We start from the raw sequence: 17,328 nt of genomic DNA on the forward strand, positions 1-17,328 counted from the left end.
GCTAACGCCAACCTAGCGATCGCTTCCAATACCGGCGGCGCTTCGCTAATCGCCTATAACAACGCGAACTACGATAGAGCAAATAGCGAAGGATCGATCGAGTATAGGCGATTTACGCATATCGCGCTAAAAGGTAAGGGAGGCGGATTTTTCGCGCGTTTGGTATAGCGCCGATGATTAGCAACCTCCGAGCGCAACTATAGATTGTACCCTTTCGACGCGCTATTACAAAGGACGCAAGTTTTTAAACGAACCAATAAAAAGAGCGATAATGGACAGCCAAGAGCTATACGACGCGCTAAGAGAGAGACCATCGCGGCGACGAGAAAGCGTTATCGCTACTATTACGGCAAGCGGCTAAGCGAAAGTATTAAGCGTATTGCAACGTTGCGGATGGCCGATCAGATGGAAAAACGAGTATCGCGAAAGCGCGGTCAAGGGTAAGTTTAGCTGGATTTTTGACTTGGCGGTTTCATAAAGCAAGCAAAAACCGCTCCATCAGGTTAAAGCAACTAGCGATAAAATCTCGTTTACGGAGGCGCGAAATGCGAATCGATTCGTTCTTAAACGCCGTTAATCTGACAAAGCGCCGCGTGATCGCGCAGGATATGATAGCGCATAACGCCGTTTTGATTAACGGCGCGGCGGTTAAACCAAGCCGCGAGGTTAGGATTGGCGACATAATAGAGTTGAAGTTTTTAACTCATAGCAAACGCTACGAAACGCTTGCTCTGCCGACGACGCGCAACGTCCCAAAAACGGCGCAAAAAGACTACATTAAGGAAATCGTTTGACCTATCAGGAGACCAAGAAACAGTTTGATCGGCTCTTTAGAAACGAGCTGGCGTTTGAGGAGGCGCAGATAATGTTGCGCGAATTGTTCGAGCGCGGCGAAAGCGCCGACGAGATCGCGGCGGCAGCCGAAGTGATGAAATCGCACGCTATCAGGCTGGATTTAGACCCTTCGCTGGAAGGAAAGTTAATAGACGTGGTGGGAACGGGAGGCGACAAGAGCTACTCGTTTAACATCTCCACCACTTCGAGCCTCGTCGTATGCGCGGCGGGCGGCTACGTGGCAAAGCACGGCAACCGCTCGATCACAAGCAAATCGGGCAGCGCCGACGCGCTGGAGGCTTTGGGGGTTTCGCTTAACCTCAAACCCGCGCAGCAGGTCAAAATGCTGGAGGAGACGGGATTCGCTTTTATGTTCGCGCAAAATCACCACCCGGCGCTGAAGCATATTATGCCGATTAGAAAAAGCCTCGATCACCGCACGATCTTTAACATCTTAGGACCGCTTACCAACCCCGCGGGCGTGAATAAGCAGTGTATCGGCGTATATGATCGCGCGCTTGCGCCAATCTTAGCGGAAACGCTGAAAAAGATGGGATCAAAATCGGCGGCGGTTATATGCGGCGACGGCGGCGTGGACGAGCTGACGCTTTCGGGGCGATCTCGCGTAGCGCGGCTGATAGGAGAGACGATCCATCTCTACGAGCTTGATCCAAGCCATTTCGGGCTGATTAACGCGCCTTTAGAGGCTTTGCGCGGCGGCGACGCGCAATTTAACGCGCAGATTACGCGCAAAGTCTTTAGCGGCGCGGCGAGCGAGGCGCAGCGCGACGTTATCTATTTCAACACGGCGATCGCTTTGGAGGTGATCTCAATGGCGCGGGATATAAAAGAGGGGATCGAGATAGCCAAAGAGACGATCGAATCGGGCAAAGCGATAAAAAAACTCGACGAAATTATAGAGGTAAGCTCCAAACTATGAGTCAAATAGCCGTAAGCGTTCCAGAAGCGTTCGATCCGATCTGCCGCGATCTGCTTTCGCGCCGCAAAGAGGGGGCGGTCGTTCTTTTGAGCGGGGTTCTGGGCGCGGGCAAAACGACGTTTGTTCGGCGATTCGCTCTGGCGCTTGAAACGACGGACGTCGCCTCTCCGAGTTTTGGCGTTATGCACGAATACGCGCCAAATCTGCGCCATTTCGATCTCTATCGCGTAGGAAGCGAGGCGTTTTTCGCGAGAGGGTTGCAAGAGACGCTAGATAGCGGCTGGAACTTTATCGAGTGGGCGGATAAAAAGATCGAGGATTACCTGAAAAATAACGCGATCGCCTACGTGAAAATCAATATCGAGCTTAAAGACAATCTGCGGCTGGTGAGCGTCGGCGATGAGTGAATTAACGCACGCGCTTAAAGGAGTTAATCTAACTAAACGCTACAAGAGCGCCGAAGTGTTGCGCGGCGTAACGATCGAGGTGAAAAGCTCGCAAGTCGTTAGCCTGCTAGGACCCAACGGCGCGGGCAAAACGACCACTTTTTATATGATCTGCGGGCTTGTTCCCGCCACAAGCGGCGAGGTGTGGCTAGACGACAAAGAAATATCTAAACTCTCTTTGCACGAGCGATCGCGCATAGGAATCGGATACCTGCCCCAAGAGAGCAGCATACTCAAAGAGCTTAGCGCCGAGGACAACCTTTATTTAGCCGCCGAGTTTGCCTTCGGAGCGGACAAAGCGGAGCAAAAAAAGCGCGTCGAGGCGCTTTTGGAGCAGTTTAATATCGAGCATATTCGCGCTAGAAAAGGCGTGAATCTCTCCGGCGGCGAAAGGCGGCGCGTCGAGATCGCCCGCGCGCTTGTCGCTAAGCCAAAGTTTATTTTGCTAGACGAACCTTTCGCGGGGGTCGATCCGATCGCCGTGGCGGATATTCAAAAAATGATCAGGTTTTTAAGCTCGCAAAACATCGGCGTTTTGATCACCGATCACAACGTGCGCGAAACGCTAGGCGTATGCGATATAGCCTATGTGCTTCACGACGGCGCGATTATAGCCGGCGGCGAAGCGAGCGCGGTGGGACGCGATCCGTTGGTAATTCGCCACTACTTAGGAGAAAACTATAAGCTATGAGTCTGCGCAGACAGGTCGGCGGCGTCGTTCAAGCCAAATATCGTATGAGCGCGACGATGAGGAACTGGCTGCCGCTTCTGCAATGCTCCGTAACGGACTTGGAATCTCGCCTTAGAACCGAAGCCGAAGCCAACCCGTTTTTACAAATAACGCCCAATCAAGAGATTTCCTACGACGAACACGATCCCGAAAGCGGCGATAGAATCGAGGACGAAGATTTTTTAGATATGGACGATAACTATTACAAAAAAGAGGAGCGCAAACATTCGCTCTCCGACGTGATCGAGGCGACTACGCTGTATCAGAAATCGCTCTACGACGCGCTTTTTGAGCAGGTCACCGATCATCTTTTTCCAACGCCTCAAAGTAAAGCGGTCGCCTTTGCTTTGATCAACGCGATAGGCGACGAAGGTTTTTTTGAGGGCGATATAGAGCAGATAGCGGCGCAAAACGGCGTTCGAGCCGAGTTTGCGGAGAAGGTTCGCCGACGCTTCGAGCATTTTATGCCTTCCGGCGTGGGCGCTAAAGATATTGGCGAGTGTTTTGTCTGGCAGTTACGCGAATACGATCTAGACGAGAAGCTCTACCAACTGACCAAAACGCTGATATATAACCGCGATAACCTATCCGCTTTTTGCAAAGAGGAGGGCTTTGGCGAGGCTATAGCGATTTTTAGGCGTTTAAGAAATCCGCCCGCCATAGAGTTTCTAGAGGACTCCGCGCAGATTATCCCCGATATTTTTGTGTTCAAAAACGGCGACGAGCTAGAGGTGGAACTAAACGATCCCTATTACCCTAAGCTAACGATCGAGACGACGGCGAACGCGAAAAAAGATGATTTTGTTCGCGCCAAGCTCAAAGAGGCGCGCGATCTAATCGACGCCGTGAGCATGCGGCGCAAAACGCTTAAAAAAATCGGTTTGATGATCGTCGATCGCCAATACGATTTTTTCAAAAGCGGCGCCGATATAGCGCCGATGAAGCTCGCCGATATTTCCGAAGACCTAAGACGCAATTGCAGCACCATAAGCCGCGCTATAAGCGGCAAGTATCTCGCTTGCGATCGCGGCGTTTTCGCGCTAAAGAGCTTCTTTAGCATAGCGATCGACGACGCTAACGAAACGTCAACTCGCGCGATCAAAGACTATCTAATTAAGTTAATCAAAGAGGAGCCGCGACAAAAACCGCTAAGCGATCAGAAGCTGTTGCGGCTGATAGAGGCAAAGTTTTCCGTAAAGATGGTTAGGCGCACCATCACGAAATACCGCGAGCAGCTTGACGTCGGCGCTAGCGGCGAACGCAAGCGTCTATATCTAATAAGCGAACGGCGTTAAGCCGTTTTCAAGTAGCATAACGTCGCTAGTCGCCTTGTAGGGATACGCAAACCGAACGGAGATTAAGCGTTATTTTGGAGGTTTTCAATGAAAAAAGTTCTTTTTGCGTTTATCGCTTTGGCGTGTTCGGCGTTTGCCGTCGTCGAAGGGAACGACGCGGGCGAAACTTTCGCGTCTTACTCGATTTTAGCCGCCGTCGTCGGTCTTGGCTTGGCGGCTCTTGGCGGCGCGATCGGTATGGGCAACGCCGCGGCGGCTACGATCGCCGGCACGGCGCGCAATCCGGGCATGGGCGGCAAGCTGATGACCACGATGTTTATCGCGCTCGCGATGATCGAAGCGCAGGTTATATATACGCTTGTTCTTGCGTTGATCGCGCTTTACGGCAATCCGTTTATCGACTTTTTCCCCGCGCTTACGCCGCCTCCGGCTCCAGCCCAATAGCGTCTCGTTTCTCTACGAGAAAACCGTTCGCCGTTTGGCGGGCGGTTTTTGCCTTAATTTTCGGCGAAGCCTTATAAAATCAAGATTAAGCGCGTATCGAATATAATCGCGCCCTTTATAGCGGTCGTGGTGAAACTGGTAGACACACCATCTTGAGGGGGTGGCGGGGCGACCCATGCGAGTTCGAGTCTCGCCGACCGCACCATATCTAGCCAAATTCGTTTTGCCTTATTAGTTTCTAACCGCTTCGATCGATTACGCGCTTTAAGCGGCGAGCCGTTTTCGCTATTTTTCGAGTTGGTTTGCGCCGCTTATTTCGGTAACCAATGTTCAACCGTTTTTGCAAAAAGATCGGCGATACCGACTTGTCGTTAAATCCCCTTCGCGTCTTAGCGATCAGCGCGGCAAAACGCGCGATTAAGAAAGTTGTCGTCGGTTATTATTCGCGATATGAAAAAATCGGTCAAAAAAGGTCTTAAAATCGCGGCGATTATCGTCTTGCTCTTGCTTGCCGCGCTATGCGCGATCGGCGTTAGAGCCTATATCGAAGTTGGACATATTCCAAACGAGGAGGATTTAGCGCGTTACGAGGCGCTGCCATACTTCAAAAACGGGCGGTTCGTCTCTCCCGAAGATACCCCGTCGTATCCCGATCGCGTTCGCGGCGGCTCTAGCGGCTGGGCGAGATTTTTGCTGTCAAACCCCAACGCGCCCAAAGGCGAAATTCCAAAAATCAAGCCCGTTTTCGGCGCGCCAAGCCAAACGCTCGCCGTCTATTGGCTAGGGCATTCGTCGCTGATTATCGAGATCGAGGGCAAACGGATTTTGGTCGATCCCGTTTTTGGAAACGCCGCGCCGATCCCTCTCGCCGTTCGCCGTTTTACGCCGCCGCCTTTGAGCGCGGAGGAGATTCCGCCGATCGATATAGCGCTAATTACGCACGATCACTACGATCATCTCGAATATGCCGCTATCCGCTCTTTGAACGCAAAAATAGATCGCTTTATAGTCCCGCTGGGAACAAGGGCGCATCTGACGAGTTGGGGGGTAGAAAAAGACAAGATCGTTGAAATCGGCTGGGACGAAAGCGCGAAGATTGACTCTTTGATTATTAGCGCGGATAAGACGATCCACTATTCTGGGCGAACGTTTGGATCGCGCGGACAGACGCTCTGGGTTAGTTACGCGCTTCTTGGCGAAAAGAGCAAGGTTTTTATCAGCGGCGATTCGGGTTACGGCGCGCATTTTGCCGAAATAGGCGCGAAATACGGCGGTTTTGATCTGGCGTTTATAGAGATCGACGGCTGGAATCCCGGGTGGCCTAAAACGCATCTGTTTCCCGACGAGGTAATGCAGGTTTATAAGGATATTAACGCGAGCGCTTTTATTCCCGTTCATTGGGGCGTTTTCGATCTGGCGTTGCACCCGTGGAAGGAGTCGATCGAGATGATCGCCGATCTAGCGGATAAAGAGCGCGCGACGTTGCTTACGCCGCGAATGGGCGAAAGGGTCGTCTTGGGCGAGACAAATACGTCGCGCTGGCGGGGGCGATCGAGTAGTCCGCCGCTTATAAAACTTGACGTTTCAGAAAGGCTAAACTAGCGGCGAGCGGAGGGTGAAAATTCGATAAAATAGGCGGATTTCATGCCGCTTGAGCGGTAATCGCGGAGTTTGCGATGACGTTTGGAAAGTTAAACAGCCTTCAAATCGCTTTGCTATCGGGGGCGGGAGTATTGTTGATTATTGGTATTGCCGTCAGCGAGCCGTGGTACGCGCCGCTCGTAACGCTTATAGCTTGCGGAGCGGCGGCGGTCGCTTTCTTGCAAAACCGTCTTGTTAAGCAGCCGCCAAAATATAACGCGGCGGCGAAAAGCGCGGAGAGCGAGTCGAGTTTTGTCCCTACGCGATCAAGCGTTACTTTTAATATGGTAGCCGGGTTAAAATCCGTGCGCGAGGAGTTAGACGAAATTGTGGATTATTTCAAAAACCCCTCTAAATATAAGCGTTTCGGCGTCGTTTTGCCGCGCGGCGTTTTGCTAGCGGGACCGCCGGGCGTAGGCAAAACGCTTATGGCGAGAGCGATTGCGGGCGAAGCGGGCGTTTCGTTTTTCTACGCTTCGGGTTCAAGTTTCGCGCACCTATACGTGGGAGTAGGACCAAAAAAAGTCGCCGAGCTGTTCGCGGCGGCTAGGAAGAGCGCGCCGTCGATCATTTTTATCGACGAGATCGACGCGGTCGGCAAAACGCGCGGCGGCGCGAGAAGCGACGAGCGGGAAAACACGCTGAATCAACTGCTAACCGAGATGGACGGCTTTGAAAGTCATAGCGGCGTAGTCGTTTTGGCGGCGACGAATCGCATCGAGTTGTTAGACGGCGCGCTATTGCGTCCGGGGAGATTTGATCGGCGTATCGAGATCGGACTGCCAAACGCCGCCGATCGCAAAGAGATACTAAAAATCGCGTTCAAAGATAAACCGCACGCGCTCAATCTCGCCAAATTAGCGGAGAAAACCGTAGGTTTCAGCGGCGCGGCGCTCGCCGCGCTCTCGAACGAGGCGGCGCTATACGCGCTAAAACGAAACGCGGAAAAGATCGAGCATAGCGATATAGAGGCGGTAAAAGAGAAGGTTATCAGCCTCAAAAAAAGCGGCGAGTGGCTCGAGGAGAATATGCGCGAGAAACGCGCGCGTTACCAAGCGGCTAAGGCGTTCGCGGCAAAGCGTTTTGGGTTGAGGTTTGAGGCGGCGAAATTGGCGGGCGATTTTCTTCAAGACCACGAATCCGTTTCGCTTGAAACGGAGTTATCCGCGCTTTTATACGCGCGGCTAGGCGGTGTCTCGTGGTGGCGATACGCCGACGAAAAAGGCGCGAGCTTCTGCGAAAGCGACGTCGCCGCCGCGCGAAAAATCGCCGAGCGGTATATCGCGATATACGATCCGAGCAATCGTTTCGGCGGCGCGCAACAGTTGATCGAGCGGGCGATGGAGACGGCGAGCGACAATATAGACGGCGAGGCGATCGAGCGTATAGCCAAGCTGCTGTTGGAAAAAGAGAGCGTCTCGTTTGAGGTTCTTTAGCGGGTTTGGCTTCGTCGGCGAAGCGGCGCTGTTCGCAAGCCGTTTGCCGATTTGCGATTCGCCGCGTTCTGTCGCGGGATTTAGCTTAGGCGCGATCAGAGCTTGCCAATACGCGCTTGAAACCTCGTCGCGAATCGATAGATTGGCGCTGTTCTCTCCGGCGTATTTTCAGGATAAAGACGATCGATTCGTCCGTTTGCAGCTTATAAGCTACGCTCGCGACAGCGCGGCGTATATGCGGAATTTTTACGCAAATTGCGGCATGTTCGATGGGCGATACGCTAATCGCGATCCGCAAGAAGGCGATCTAAGTTTGTCGCTTAATTATAAATGGCGCCTGGACATGTTTGAACGTCTGAAAAATTTATCGATCAGCGTATATTTAGGCGGCAAGGATAATATTATTAACGCCGACAAAGCCCTCGATTTTTTCTCAAAAACAAACGCGCGGATAGTCTATATAAAAAACGCTAATCACCTTTTGCAGATCGAGGAGTAACCGCCGCTCCCCGCGCGATTTTCGGCGCTAAAACGGCGAAATAGCGTTTAGCAATCTTGTCCCCCAGCCCTGCTTAGCGTTTCGCTGAATATCTCCTTCCGTGCGATAAGAAATTTTCGCGTCGGCGATATAGGAGGAGTTGATCGTATTGTTTTGCATGATGTCGTCCGGACGCACAACGCCGCTAATTTGAATAATTTGTTTTTCGTCCTCTAGCATAATCTCGCGCCGCCCCTCGATAAAATAGTTGCCGTTTTGCATAATTTTTACTATGCGCGCGCTTACCGTCGTAGTGAAATTTTCCGTTCGCGTAGCCGTTCCGCCGCCGTTGAATTCGCCGGAGCTTTCGCTGTTAAAGCCAAAACCGATTACGCCGTTGACGCGGTTGGCAACCTTTTTGCCGTTGTTCGACGTTCCGGCGTAAGTAACCGCTCCGGGGGAAAATTCGCTCGTTTGCGAACGATTTAATTGACGGTTGGCGCTAGAGCTACTTTGCGATCTTTCGTTGATTAGCACCGTTACTATATCGTTGACCCGCATTGCCTTGCGATCGGAAAACAGCGGGTTGTCGCCGCGCCCAAAGAGACTGCCAAGGTTGTTAAGCTCTTCGTCTTCGCGAGAGGGCGTTTGTTGGACGTATTCGGGAGCTTTGAAATCTATTTGCGGATCGAGAGCGTCCGCGCATCCCGCAAACGCGAACGCAATTAAACAAAATATCGTTTCGCGCGCCATCGTTTTACTCCCCATTAGTTACAATTACTATGCGTTAGCAAGTTTGATTCCAAAATTCGGGCGGTTTAGTTATGGGAATAGTAGAGAGGATAAGAGAGGACGTAAAAGCCGCTATGCGCGAGCGCAACGAGTTTTTACGAGATACGCTCAGGCAGGTTAACGGCGCGTTAAAACAGGCGGAGATCGACGAGCGAAAGAGCTTGAGCGACGCGGACGCCGAAAAAATTCTACAAAAACAGGTTAAACGACGGATCGAGGCGATAGAGCAATATACGATCGGCAAACGCGACGATCTAGCGGAAAAAGAGCGAAAAGAGATCGCGATAATCGAACAATATTTACCAAAACAGCTTAGCGACGAGGAGCTCGAATCCGAACTCAAAGCGGTTATCGCCTCTTTGGAGCAAAAGACGATCGGCGCCGTTATGAGCGCGGCAAAAACGGCGATCGGCTCTAAAGCCGACGGCAAGCGGATCAGCCAAGCCGCGAAGCGGCTGCTTGATAAAGATGCAAGCGACCTCCGATCTTAACGAGCAGCGCGCTACGGTAGAGGCGTTTTTTTTAAGTCAAAGCACTTTTGAAAACGAGCTGTTTGCGATTTGCGACGCTTCGGAGCTGCGCGCGGTTATGGGCAAGGTCGCGAAAAAGGTTATAGAGCGCCCCATAGCGCTGGCGACGGTTAATTTCAGGAAGTTAAAAAGCTACTCGCAGTTTCGCATAGAGGGGTATGTGCTGGCGCTAAAAGAGTATATGAATCAAGAGATTGACTATTTAATACGCAAAGAGGCGGGATTTGACGCGGAAATCGCGAAAGAGGTTAGTTCCGATCAAAAGAAGCAGGCGTTTATACTAAACCAAGCGAAGAAGTATTTTATCGCTTATCAACCGCTATTCAAGGAGGCGATAGCCGATACTTTTTTCGCTCGCGTTTTGGCGGCTTTGGATATGAACGCGATCGACAAGGTTATCCAAGAGACGATCGACGGGGCGGGGCATTACACGCCCGTTTTAATAGGCGCGGACGGCGCGCCGCTCGCGAGCAAAAGCCATCAGATATGGATGCGGCTGAAACAGGCGCGGTTGACCAAAAATCGAGAGATCAAACCCGTTAGAGAAAATATTAATCGGCTGTTTAAAAAAATCGAAGGCGCTGAAAAAAATATCGACGCGATCGAAGAGGCTCAAGCGCTAACGTTAGAGCGCGTGCAAACTATGACGCTTGACGAATTAAAAGAGATTGTGGTAAACGAAGACGGCTCGCGAACGGAGCAGAAGCGCGTTTTTCAATACGTGCCAGCCGGCGAGACGGCTTCTTGGCTCGCCGAACAGATGGATCGCGGCAGACGCGCCGGACGCAACGATATTCAAAAGAGCGAATATAAACGAGCCGCCGTATTTTTTGAAAACTGCAATATCAACAACACGACAAAAGAACTTGCAAACAAGAAGGCTATGATGTTAGAGGATTTGCCAAAACTCAAGGACGCGCTCGCGGCTTCGATTAAAAAAGAGGAGGCGCTTGAAAAACGAGGGCTTTACGAGTTTGACGACGCGCTTAGAAAGATGCGCGAAGCGTTTATCAAAAATATAGGAAAAACCCGCATGTGATCGCTCCTTTTTTAGCCTATCCGTTTAAAAAGGCGAAGGAGAACTACCGATAGAGCGAGTAATTGACCGTAATTTTATTGATCGATTTAGCGGCGAAAAACGCTTTTATCTTGCGAACCAAAGCGAAAAAACCGCGCGCCAAAACGACGGCGATCACGGCGGCGGTTATCGAAGCGGCGATTAGAATCTCCATATTGCGCCCTTGCTATGCGATTATGTAAAACGCTATCGGCGCCGCGGTTAATATCTTAACGCCTAACAATAAATTATTCGCCGATAAACGACGCGCGGAACTTTCCGCAAGGAAGCGATAAGCGGCTATCTAACGCCCGTGCGAACCATCGGGTGCTGATAATCCGCCTTTTCATAAACGAAGGCAAAGTAGTATCCGATTACGGCGATCGCGGCAAACGCCGCGATCCAAGCTATAATTCGTTCTTTGCTCATCAAGCCGCCGTTACAAACTCGGAGAGCCTTTGAGAGACGCCGAACGACGGATATTTTTTGCCGTCTAAAACGATCTGCGCCGCTACGCCTTTGTCTTTGTTGAAAACGATCGGCGCTAGAAAATTAATCTCGGAATCTTCCGTAGCGTCGCCAAGCGCCAGCACGTTATACACCAGCACTTGGCTGTTTTCGGTGATCCCAAGCGTTTCTTGCGTCTCGCTAGAGAGATCGAAACTATATTCGCGCAGATGATAGGGATTGATTAGCGTCCAAACAAAACCGCGACCGCCCGTGTCCGAAATTGTCGCGAAAAGCTCGTCGCTCTCTTTTAAATCAACCTCCTTAACTTGCTCAAAGCCGAGAACCGGCGATTTTAAAGTGAATACCATTTTACGCTCCTTGTTTTATTGTTTTGTTACTGTAAGAGTCTAAGCGCCGCTTGTTGTATCGCGTTGGCTTGGCTAAGCGCGTAACTGCCCGACTGAACCAGAATGCTCTGTTTGCTGAAATTGGAGCTTTCCGCGCCGAAATCCACGTCGCGGATACCCGATTCCGCCGCCTTTACGTTCACCTGCGTAACGCTGATATTGTTTAGCGTTACCTCAAGCTGCAACTGCGCCGCGCCAATATCCGACCGAATGCGATCCAACAGCGCGATCGCGCTTTCGGCTATATCCATCACAATCATAGCGCCTTCTCGCGTCGTTACGCCAGAGCCAAAGTTAAAATCAGCTTCGTTGTATTGCGTCAAATTCCCGAAGCCGCCGCCAGCGTTAATATCGTCTTTGTCGAATATGCCGCGCACCATACGCAGGTTGTAGTTGGCTTGGTAGGCGTTTAGATTGCCGTTTATAGCGCTAAGCGTATCCGTTACGACAATATCGTTCGCCCGTTTATCGGTTAGTAGCAGACGACCGAAGTTTTTATGATCGTCGTCCAGCCCCGTAATGGCGCTATGCGTCCCGCCAAGCTCGATCCCCCGTCCGTCGGCGGAGGTGAGATTAAGCCTTCCCATCCAGTCTCTGCTAGCCGTTACGCCCGTCTCGGTGGTATATTTATTGATCGCGTTTACCAGATTGCCGTCGCGATCGGCTTGATCGACAATCACGTCGCCAATAACAATCCCGTTGATGGTAAGCCCCGAAATGTTGCCCGCTTGAATCTCGCCCGATCCCGTCGATTGGGTGATGAACGAGGCGCGAATGCCCGAAAGAACGTCGGTGTTCTTGTTGATCGTTTCCGCAAGCACTCCCACGCCCGTTTGCGCGCCCGAAGAGATAACGACGCTTTCAAGTTTGATCGTCTTTTCGCCGACCTTAAACTCTAACGCGACCACGCCTGAAGCGGAGATATTGCTGGTGGTCTCGCGCCGCACGGAGCCGATCTTATCGGAGCTTGTCGCGCCGATGGAAACGCCGATCACCTCGTTTGAATAGGCGCCGACCTCGAAGGCTTTGTTGGTGTAGCTGCCCGCGAGCATTTTTAGCCCGTTGTAGGAGGTCTGAAAAGCGATATTGTCAAGCTGTTCTATTAGCCTGATAACGTCGCGTTGGATCGCCGCGCGCGACTCGTAATTTTGCGTGTCTTGCGCCGCTTGCGCCGCTTTGGCTTTGATGGTATCAAGCACCTTAATCTGCTCGTCCATAGCCTTGTCCGCCACGCCGATCATACCGATCGCGTCGTTGGCGTTTCGCATCGACTGCGCGAGCGCGTTTGCCTGAGATCGCAAACTGTCCGCGATCGCCATACCGGACGAGTCGTCGGAGGCTTTGTTGATCCTTAAGCCTGAAGAAAGCTTTTCAAGCGACTTAGTTATCTCGCGGTTGGTTACGGCGAGGTTAACGTTGGAGTTCATCGCTTTAATGTTGGTGTTGATGATGAAGCTCACGCTATCGTCCTTTTTTTCGGTATAGTTCGCTAGATAAAAGCATGCGGCGTTCCAAAATGAGGGTAATCATGAAAAAGTCGTCGGCTATCGCGGCGCTTGTTATATTACTGTGCGGTTGCGCTTCGCTAAAGCCAAGTTTCGACGCGCAAACTACGCCGCTAATCGCCGAGTCGTTTGACGGCGCAAAAAACCAAAGCGCCGTATATCGCCCCGTATCATGGAAAGAGCTGGGCGGTTGGAAAAAAGACGATCACGCCGAGGCGCTAATCGCGTTTGTAAAAAGTTGCGAAATAAACGCCGCCGCGTCGATTTGGGCAAAAACGTGCGCGGAGGCTAAAGAGACCGGCGCGGACGATCGCGTAAGCGCCCGCCTATTTTTTGAAACGCACTTTCAGCCTTACGAAGTGATCGCCGACGGCAAGAGCAGGCAAGGGCTGGTTACGGGCTACTATCTGCCGCTGTTAAACGGCAGCAAAACCAAAACCGCGCGGTTTGCCTATCCAATATATAAAAAACCATCCGATCTCGTCGTGGTGGATCTGCAAGCGTTTGGCGTAAATCGCAAACCGACGCGCGCGCGGCTTACAAGCGACGGCATGGTAACGCCTTACTACGATCGCGCCGCTATCGACTCGAACGCTTCGCCGTTAGCCGGAAACGAGCTGTTTTGGGTTGACGATCCGATCGGGTTATTTTTTATGCATATACAGGGATCGGGGCTGATTCGTTTTTTAAGCGGCGAAACGCGCCTAGTTGGCTACGCGGATCAAAACGGACGCGCCTACTATCCGATCGGGTTGTATCTTATAGAAAACGGCGAGATCGCGCGCGACGCGCTGTCTATGCAGAGCATTCGCGCTTGGCTCGAGGCGAATCCTAAACGAATGCGCGAGGTTTTGAATAAAAATCCAAGCTACATATTTTTTGAAGAGGGCAACGTTAGCGTCGGCGCGTTTGGCGCGCAGGGAGCGCCGCTATCGCCGAAACGATCGATTGCGGTCGATCCGTCGTTTATTCCGTTGGGAGCGCCCGTATTTATCCGCGCGGTCGATCCCTCCGGCGATCTAAGCCGCCTATGCGTCGCGCAGGATACGGGCGGCGCGATCAAGGGCGCGACCCGCGCCGATTTTTTCTGGGGCGAAGGGTTTGAAGCCGAAGAGCGCGCCGGAAAAATGCGTATGCAAAGCGAAATGTGGATTCTGTTGCCAAAATAACGCGCCAACCCGTCTCCAACTAAACCTCAAACGCCTTAACATTCTCGCCCCTCTCGTCCTTTACGCTTCTCCCGTCGTTCCCGCGAAACGGGTATCTATACTTTTGATGATCGTTGTTATGGATTCCCGCCTACGCGGGAATGACTGGAAGGAGGCTGGAATGACAGGGGGCGCGAGAATGACGAGAAATGAGGCGGGAGCGAGAAGGGGCGCGCGCGCCAAAAGAGAGGCAAGGGGCGCGGCGCTTATAAAATGCTTTCCGTATAGATCGCGAAGCCTTGCGCTCTGCCCTCGCCGCTCTCATAGCCGCCGCCCATAGCAATCCGCTTTCCGTTTAACAAAAAACGAAAATAGAGATCGTCGTAGTAGCTCGTATCCGCGTAATAAAACGGCGAGAGCGCGACGTTGGCGTATCCGGCGGCAAGATCGCCCATAGCGGCTAAATGCGGCTTCAATTCGTTTGGGACGAGCGCCAAAGTCTCGTTTAACGTTTTAGGATAACACAGTTCGGCGAGCGGCTTCAGCCATTTTTCCTCTCTTTCAAGCAACTTATGCAGCTCGTGGCGAACCAAAACGTCGCGATCGATATTTAATAGCCGTCTGACGACGTTTAGCAGCGCGATCGATCCGATCTGAAGCGTCGCGCCCGAAACGCCGGCGGCGATAAGAATCTCGTTGCAGAGCGTTATAGCCGATCGCAGATCGTTTTCGCCAATCGCCTCCGCGCCGATTTGATGAATCTCCGTCGTCGGATAGCGAAAAACGGGCTGAATATAGAACCATTTGCGATGATCCGTAGCGCGCCCAAGCCGCTTTAGTATGAGCCGAACCGCCTCCAGCGAAGAGTCCGATCGCAAAAAAACGGGTTCGTTGTTCTCGTCGCCAAACCGAATCGTTTCGGCGGAGGGCGATTGATGATACGAAAAGAGCGGCGTGGCGATCTCCTCGTAGCCTCTTTTTGTCAAAAGCGCCGCCGCTTGGCTCTCGATCTCGCGTTTCTTTCGCGCCGTCGCGCCAAAAAACAGCTTGCTCCCCTTTGGAATCTCGTATTCGCCGATCATCTGTAGTAGTTTTCCGTAAAGGCTCGATTCGCCGCGCCGTCATATTTGCGCGCATTCGCCTTATCCATCGCGATCTCCAGCGCGTTCAAGCTCCACGCGATCTCGTTTGGCGAAACAAATCCCATATTATTAACGCGAATCAGCGCGTCTTTAAGATCGTCCTGCCCGCCGGCGACGTTGACAAACGCCTCTTTTTTCATCCATTTGCGCAAGATCGCCGCCTGCGGATGAAAAACGCTCAACATGCTAGGCGCGGAAACGCGCGGGTAAATTTGCGCCCCTATAGCCTTTAGCGCCGCTTCTCCCGCCTCGTGCCTTTTTAACGTATCGGCGTAAAACCTATCTTCGCCGATCTGATCGAGCTTTGCGAAAAACGCGTCAAGTCCTTGAATAATCGTGGTCGTCGCCGTCCAAGCGGTGGTATTTTTGCGTTGATTTTTAAGCTCCGTCGCAAGGTTAAAGTAAAATCCCGCGCCGCCGCGCTCGACATGTTCCGTCGCCTTTTTGGATAGCCCGATCGCGGCTAACCCCGGCGGCAGCATAAACGCCTTTTGACTTCCCGCGATCAGCGCGTCGATATTTGAAACGTCGAGCTTCTCAACGCCTACGGCGGTAATGCCGTCCGCTACGATAAATATATCCGGTCTAACCGACTTTACCTTCGACGCGATCGCCTCTACGGGGTGGCGCAACCCGCCCGCGCTTTCGCATACCTGAATAAATAGCGCGTCAATCTCAGGGTTGTTTCTCAGCGCGTTTTCAACGTCTGCGACTGAAGCGGGCGTATTCCATTCGTATTTAAGCTCCAACGGGTCTTTGCCAAACGCCTTGGCGATCTTAGTCCAACGCTCGCCAAATTTTCCGGCATTAATCGTAAGCGCGCGTTTGGCGCAAAAGTGCGTAAGCGCCGCCTCCATCGCGCCGCTACCGGTGCTTGCGAGCAAAACTACCTCGTTAGCGCCCATAAACGCTTTAAGACGGTTTCTGACCCGCGCGAAGATCGCCTCAAACTCCGGCGTTCTGTGGTGAACGCTCTCTCTTGCCATCGCTAGGCGAATAAACTCCGGCGACGGAGTAGGTCCGGGCGTCATCAACAACATCGAATATCCTTGATAAAAAATATCGCAATTATACTCCGCCGCCAACATATAACAACGAAAAGGGCGAAGCGATAGATTGCGGGCGTTTGCGAAACGGATTTATAAGGCTAGGTTTTTGCGAAGTGGCTCCGGATGCTGGATTCGAACCAGCGACCAAGCGATTAACAGTCGCCTACTCTACCGCTGAGCTAATCCGGAATGTTTCAAGCGCGAAATAATACACGCTGTAACATTAAATATCAATAACTCGGAGCCGAGCGCGGCGCGAAAGAGGTAAAAGCCGATCAAAAGCCGCAAAACTTAAATTAACCTTAGTATATGTTGATAACAATTATTGCTTATGGAAAATCTTGCTATAATGTTTAGAGATTATGGTTCGAGAGGTTTTAAAAAGCAATGAACGAACGCAGGAGCTTTAGCGACGGTATGACGAGAGACGAGATCGCTAAAGCGTTAGGGGTTACCAAAGAGCAGGTCAAACAAATCGAGGCGCAGGCTATCAAGAAACTCAAACGGATACTGTTAAACCACCCGTTGCGAGACGACATCGCGCAATTCATTTTTCGCCGCAAAATTTAAACGCGATCAAAAAACGCTTGGTATAAAGCGTTTTAAGGCTCGCGGCGAAAAATCCGCCGCCTACGCGCTCAAAAAAAACGCGAGGCTTTACGCGGCGCTTAATGCGCGGCGGTCTTTGAAAACAGGTTGATCGTCGCCGTCCCCGCCAAAATCAAAGCGATTCCGATAAGCGCGGGCGCGTCGGGAGCTTGTTTAAAAGCCAGAGCGCCGACAAGCGCGATCAAAGCCGTTCCGACTCCCGACCAGATAGCGTAGGCGATACCTATTGGAATAGTTCTGATCGACAAACTTAAACAATAAAAACTCGCTATATAGGCGACGACCATAACGACGATCGGGGTTATTTTCGTAAACTGCTTGGAGCTTGCCAAGGCGGTAGTCCCAATAAGCTCAAACGCGATTGCCAGCGCCAAAAACAGATAGCTTTTCATCTT

The 17,328-nt window shown here is 51.9% G+C and carries 20 protein-coding genes and 2 tRNA genes; 14 read left to right on the plus strand and 8 right to left on the minus strand.

The annotated features are described in order from the left end of the window. Nucleotides 1-545 precede the first annotated feature (545 nt). The 10 genes from LBF86_04345 to bioV all read left to right on the plus strand — a co-directional run bounded on the left by LBF86_04345 (nt 546) and on the right by bioV (nt 8,265). On the plus strand, nt 546-794 hold the full coding sequence (locus LBF86_04345; GenBank protein ID MDR0664736.1) for an RNA-binding S4 domain-containing protein: 249 nt from the start codon (nt 546-548) through the stop codon (nt 792-794). After that, nucleotides 791-1,774: an anthranilate phosphoribosyltransferase gene (gene trpD / locus LBF86_04350; protein ID MDR0664737.1), complete on the plus strand. Its 984-nt coding sequence runs from the start codon at nt 791-793 to the stop codon at nt 1,772-1,774. The genes LBF86_04345 and trpD overlap by 4 nt, the downstream gene beginning before the upstream one ends. Then, a complete protein-coding gene (gene tsaE / locus LBF86_04355) occupies nt 1,771-2,181 on the plus strand; it encodes a tRNA (adenosine(37)-N6)-threonylcarbamoyltransferase complex ATPase subunit type 1 TsaE (protein MDR0664738.1) in 411 nt (136 codons plus the stop codon). The genes trpD and tsaE overlap by 4 nt, the downstream gene beginning before the upstream one ends. Continuing rightward, nucleotides 2,174-2,911: an LPS export ABC transporter ATP-binding protein gene (lptB, locus tag LBF86_04360; protein MDR0664739.1), complete on the plus strand. Its 738-nt coding sequence runs from the start codon at nt 2,174-2,176 to the stop codon at nt 2,909-2,911. The genes tsaE and lptB overlap by 8 nt, the downstream gene beginning before the upstream one ends. Continuing rightward, nucleotides 2,908-4,245: an RNA polymerase factor sigma-54 gene (locus LBF86_04365; protein ID MDR0664740.1), complete on the plus strand. Its 1,338-nt coding sequence runs from the start codon at nt 2,908-2,910 to the stop codon at nt 4,243-4,245. Before lptB ends, LBF86_04365 begins: the two co-directional genes overlap by 4 nt. A gap of 87 nt (nt 4,246-4,332) precedes the next feature. Further along, nucleotides 4,333-4,689, plus strand: coding sequence for a F0F1 ATP synthase subunit C (locus LBF86_04370; GenBank protein ID MDR0664741.1), 357 nt, complete (start codon nt 4,333-4,335; stop codon nt 4,687-4,689). A 120-nt stretch (nt 4,690-4,809) separates the two neighbouring features. Further along, a tRNA-Leu gene (locus tag LBF86_04375) sits at nt 4,810-4,894 on the plus strand. Between the two features lie 221 nt (nt 4,895-5,115). Then, complete coding sequence (locus LBF86_04380) at nt 5,116-6,291, plus strand: MBL fold metallo-hydrolase (GenBank protein MDR0664742.1); 1,176 nt, start codon at nt 5,116-5,118, stop codon at nt 6,289-6,291. A gap of 74 nt (nt 6,292-6,365) precedes the next feature. Next, complete coding sequence (locus LBF86_04385; protein ID MDR0664743.1) at nt 6,366-7,766, plus strand: AAA family ATPase; 1,401 nt, start codon at nt 6,366-6,368, stop codon at nt 7,764-7,766. Next, nucleotides 7,753-8,265 carry a pimelyl-ACP methyl ester esterase BioV gene (gene bioV / locus LBF86_04390; protein ID MDR0664744.1) on the plus strand — a complete coding sequence of 171 codons (513 nt, stop codon included), beginning with the start codon at nt 7,753-7,755 and terminating at the stop codon, nt 8,263-8,265. Before LBF86_04385 ends, bioV begins: the two co-directional genes overlap by 14 nt. A 27-nt stretch (nt 8,266-8,292) precedes the next feature. Here the strand turns inward: bioV and flgH are convergent, their stop codons facing one another. Next, complete coding sequence (gene flgH / locus LBF86_04395) at nt 8,293-8,997, minus strand: flagellar basal body L-ring protein FlgH (protein ID MDR0664745.1); 705 nt, start codon at nt 8,995-8,997, stop codon at nt 8,293-8,295. A gap of 71 nt (nt 8,998-9,068) precedes the next feature. On the opposite strand from flgH, the gene LBF86_04400 reads away from it, so the two are divergent. Continuing rightward, on the plus strand, nt 9,069-9,527 hold the full coding sequence (locus LBF86_04400; GenBank protein MDR0664746.1) for a GatB/YqeY domain-containing protein: 459 nt from the start codon (nt 9,069-9,071) through the stop codon (nt 9,525-9,527). After that, nucleotides 9,496-10,605 carry a hypothetical protein gene (locus LBF86_04405; GenBank protein MDR0664747.1) on the plus strand — a complete coding sequence of 370 codons (1,110 nt, stop codon included), beginning with the start codon at nt 9,496-9,498 and terminating at the stop codon, nt 10,603-10,605. Before LBF86_04400 ends, LBF86_04405 begins: the two co-directional genes overlap by 32 nt. Before the next feature lie 43 nt (nt 10,606-10,648). On the opposite strand, the gene LBF86_04410 is transcribed toward LBF86_04405, so the two are convergent. From LBF86_04410 to LBF86_04420, 3 genes are all read right to left on the minus strand, one after another. Beyond that, a complete protein-coding gene (locus LBF86_04410) occupies nt 10,649-10,798 on the minus strand; it encodes a hypothetical protein (GenBank protein ID MDR0664748.1) in 150 nt (49 codons plus the stop codon). 253 nt (nt 10,799-11,051) lie between these two features. Next, on the minus strand, nt 11,052-11,441 hold the full coding sequence (fliW, locus tag LBF86_04415; protein MDR0664749.1) for a flagellar assembly protein FliW: 390 nt from the start codon (nt 11,439-11,441) through the stop codon (nt 11,052-11,054). 26 nt (nt 11,442-11,467) lie between these two features. Then, nucleotides 11,468-12,940, minus strand: coding sequence for a flagellin B (locus tag LBF86_04420; protein ID MDR0664750.1), 1,473 nt, complete (start codon nt 12,938-12,940; stop codon nt 11,468-11,470). A 56-nt stretch (nt 12,941-12,996) separates the two neighbouring features. Between LBF86_04420 and LBF86_04425 the strand changes: the two genes are divergently transcribed. Beyond that, on the plus strand, nt 12,997-14,154 hold the full coding sequence (locus LBF86_04425) for a murein transglycosylase A (protein ID MDR0664751.1): 1,158 nt from the start codon (nt 12,997-12,999) through the stop codon (nt 14,152-14,154). Between the two features lie 245 nt (nt 14,155-14,399). Here the strand turns inward: LBF86_04425 and LBF86_04430 are convergent, their stop codons facing one another. From LBF86_04430 to LBF86_04440, 3 genes are all read right to left on the minus strand, one after another. Then, complete coding sequence (locus tag LBF86_04430) at nt 14,400-15,215, minus strand: ATP phosphoribosyltransferase regulatory subunit (GenBank protein MDR0664752.1); 816 nt, start codon at nt 15,213-15,215, stop codon at nt 14,400-14,402. Then, the gene (locus LBF86_04435) at nt 15,212-16,315 is read right to left on the minus strand and encodes an aminotransferase class V-fold PLP-dependent enzyme (GenBank protein MDR0664753.1); all 1,104 of its coding nucleotides are present in this window, start codon (nt 16,313-16,315) and stop codon (nt 15,212-15,214) included. The genes LBF86_04430 and LBF86_04435 overlap by 4 nt, the downstream gene beginning before the upstream one ends. Nucleotides 16,316-16,438: 123 nt before the next feature. Continuing rightward, nucleotides 16,439-16,513: transfer RNA gene (locus LBF86_04440), tRNA-Asn, on the minus strand. Nucleotides 16,514-16,711: 198 nt separating this feature from the next. On the opposite strand from LBF86_04440, the gene LBF86_04445 reads away from it, so the two are divergent. After that, nucleotides 16,712-16,894, plus strand: a complete 183-nt coding sequence (locus LBF86_04445; GenBank protein MDR0664754.1) for a hypothetical protein — start codon at nt 16,712-16,714, stop codon at nt 16,892-16,894. Between the two features lie 98 nt (nt 16,895-16,992). Here the strand turns inward: LBF86_04445 and LBF86_04450 are convergent, their stop codons facing one another. Continuing rightward, a complete protein-coding gene (locus tag LBF86_04450) occupies nt 16,993-17,325 on the minus strand; it encodes a multidrug efflux SMR transporter (protein MDR0664755.1) in 333 nt (110 codons plus the stop codon). Between the last annotated feature and the right edge of the window lie 3 nt (nt 17,326-17,328).

It is taken from the genome of Helicobacteraceae bacterium, from assembly GCA_031258155.1.
In the GTDB taxonomy this organism is placed as follows: Bacteria; Campylobacterota; Campylobacteria; order Campylobacterales; family SZUA-545; genus JAIRNH01.

Coding starts and splice junctions, on each gene's coding strand:
- LBF86_04410 (MDR0664748.1), bottom strand. CDS start 10,798: ATGGAGATTCTAATCGCCGCTTCGATAACCGCCGCCGTGATCGCCGTC.
- fliW (MDR0664749.1), bottom strand. CDS start 11,441: ATGGTATTCACTTTAAAATCGCCGGTTCTCGGCTTTGAGCAAGTTAAG.
- LBF86_04445 (MDR0664754.1), top strand. CDS start 16,712: ATGAACGAACGCAGGAGCTTTAGCGACGGTATGACGAGAGACGAGATC.
- flgH (MDR0664745.1), bottom strand. CDS start 8,997: ATGGCGCGCGAAACGATATTTTGTTTAATTGCGTTCGCGTTTGCGGGA.
- LBF86_04370 (MDR0664741.1), top strand. CDS start 4,333: ATGAAAAAAGTTCTTTTTGCGTTTATCGCTTTGGCGTGTTCGGCGTTT.
- LBF86_04365 (MDR0664740.1), top strand. CDS start 2,908: ATGAGTCTGCGCAGACAGGTCGGCGGCGTCGTTCAAGCCAAATATCGT.
- LBF86_04345 (MDR0664736.1), top strand. CDS start 546: ATGCGAATCGATTCGTTCTTAAACGCCGTTAATCTGACAAAGCGCCGC.
- LBF86_04400 (MDR0664746.1), top strand. CDS start 9,069: ATGGGAATAGTAGAGAGGATAAGAGAGGACGTAAAAGCCGCTATGCGC.
- LBF86_04450 (MDR0664755.1), bottom strand. CDS start 17,325: ATGAAAAGCTATCTGTTTTTGGCGCTGGCAATCGCGTTTGAGCTTATT.
- LBF86_04435 (MDR0664753.1), bottom strand. CDS start 16,315: ATGTTGTTGATGACGCCCGGACCTACTCCGTCGCCGGAGTTTATTCGC.
- LBF86_04385 (MDR0664743.1), top strand. CDS start 6,366: ATGACGTTTGGAAAGTTAAACAGCCTTCAAATCGCTTTGCTATCGGGG.
- lptB (MDR0664739.1), top strand. CDS start 2,174: ATGAGTGAATTAACGCACGCGCTTAAAGGAGTTAATCTAACTAAACGC.
- LBF86_04430 (MDR0664752.1), bottom strand. CDS start 15,215: ATGATCGGCGAATACGAGATTCCAAAGGGGAGCAAGCTGTTTTTTGGC.
- tsaE (MDR0664738.1), top strand. CDS start 1,771: ATGAGTCAAATAGCCGTAAGCGTTCCAGAAGCGTTCGATCCGATCTGC.
- LBF86_04425 (MDR0664751.1), top strand. CDS start 12,997: ATGAGGGTAATCATGAAAAAGTCGTCGGCTATCGCGGCGCTTGTTATA.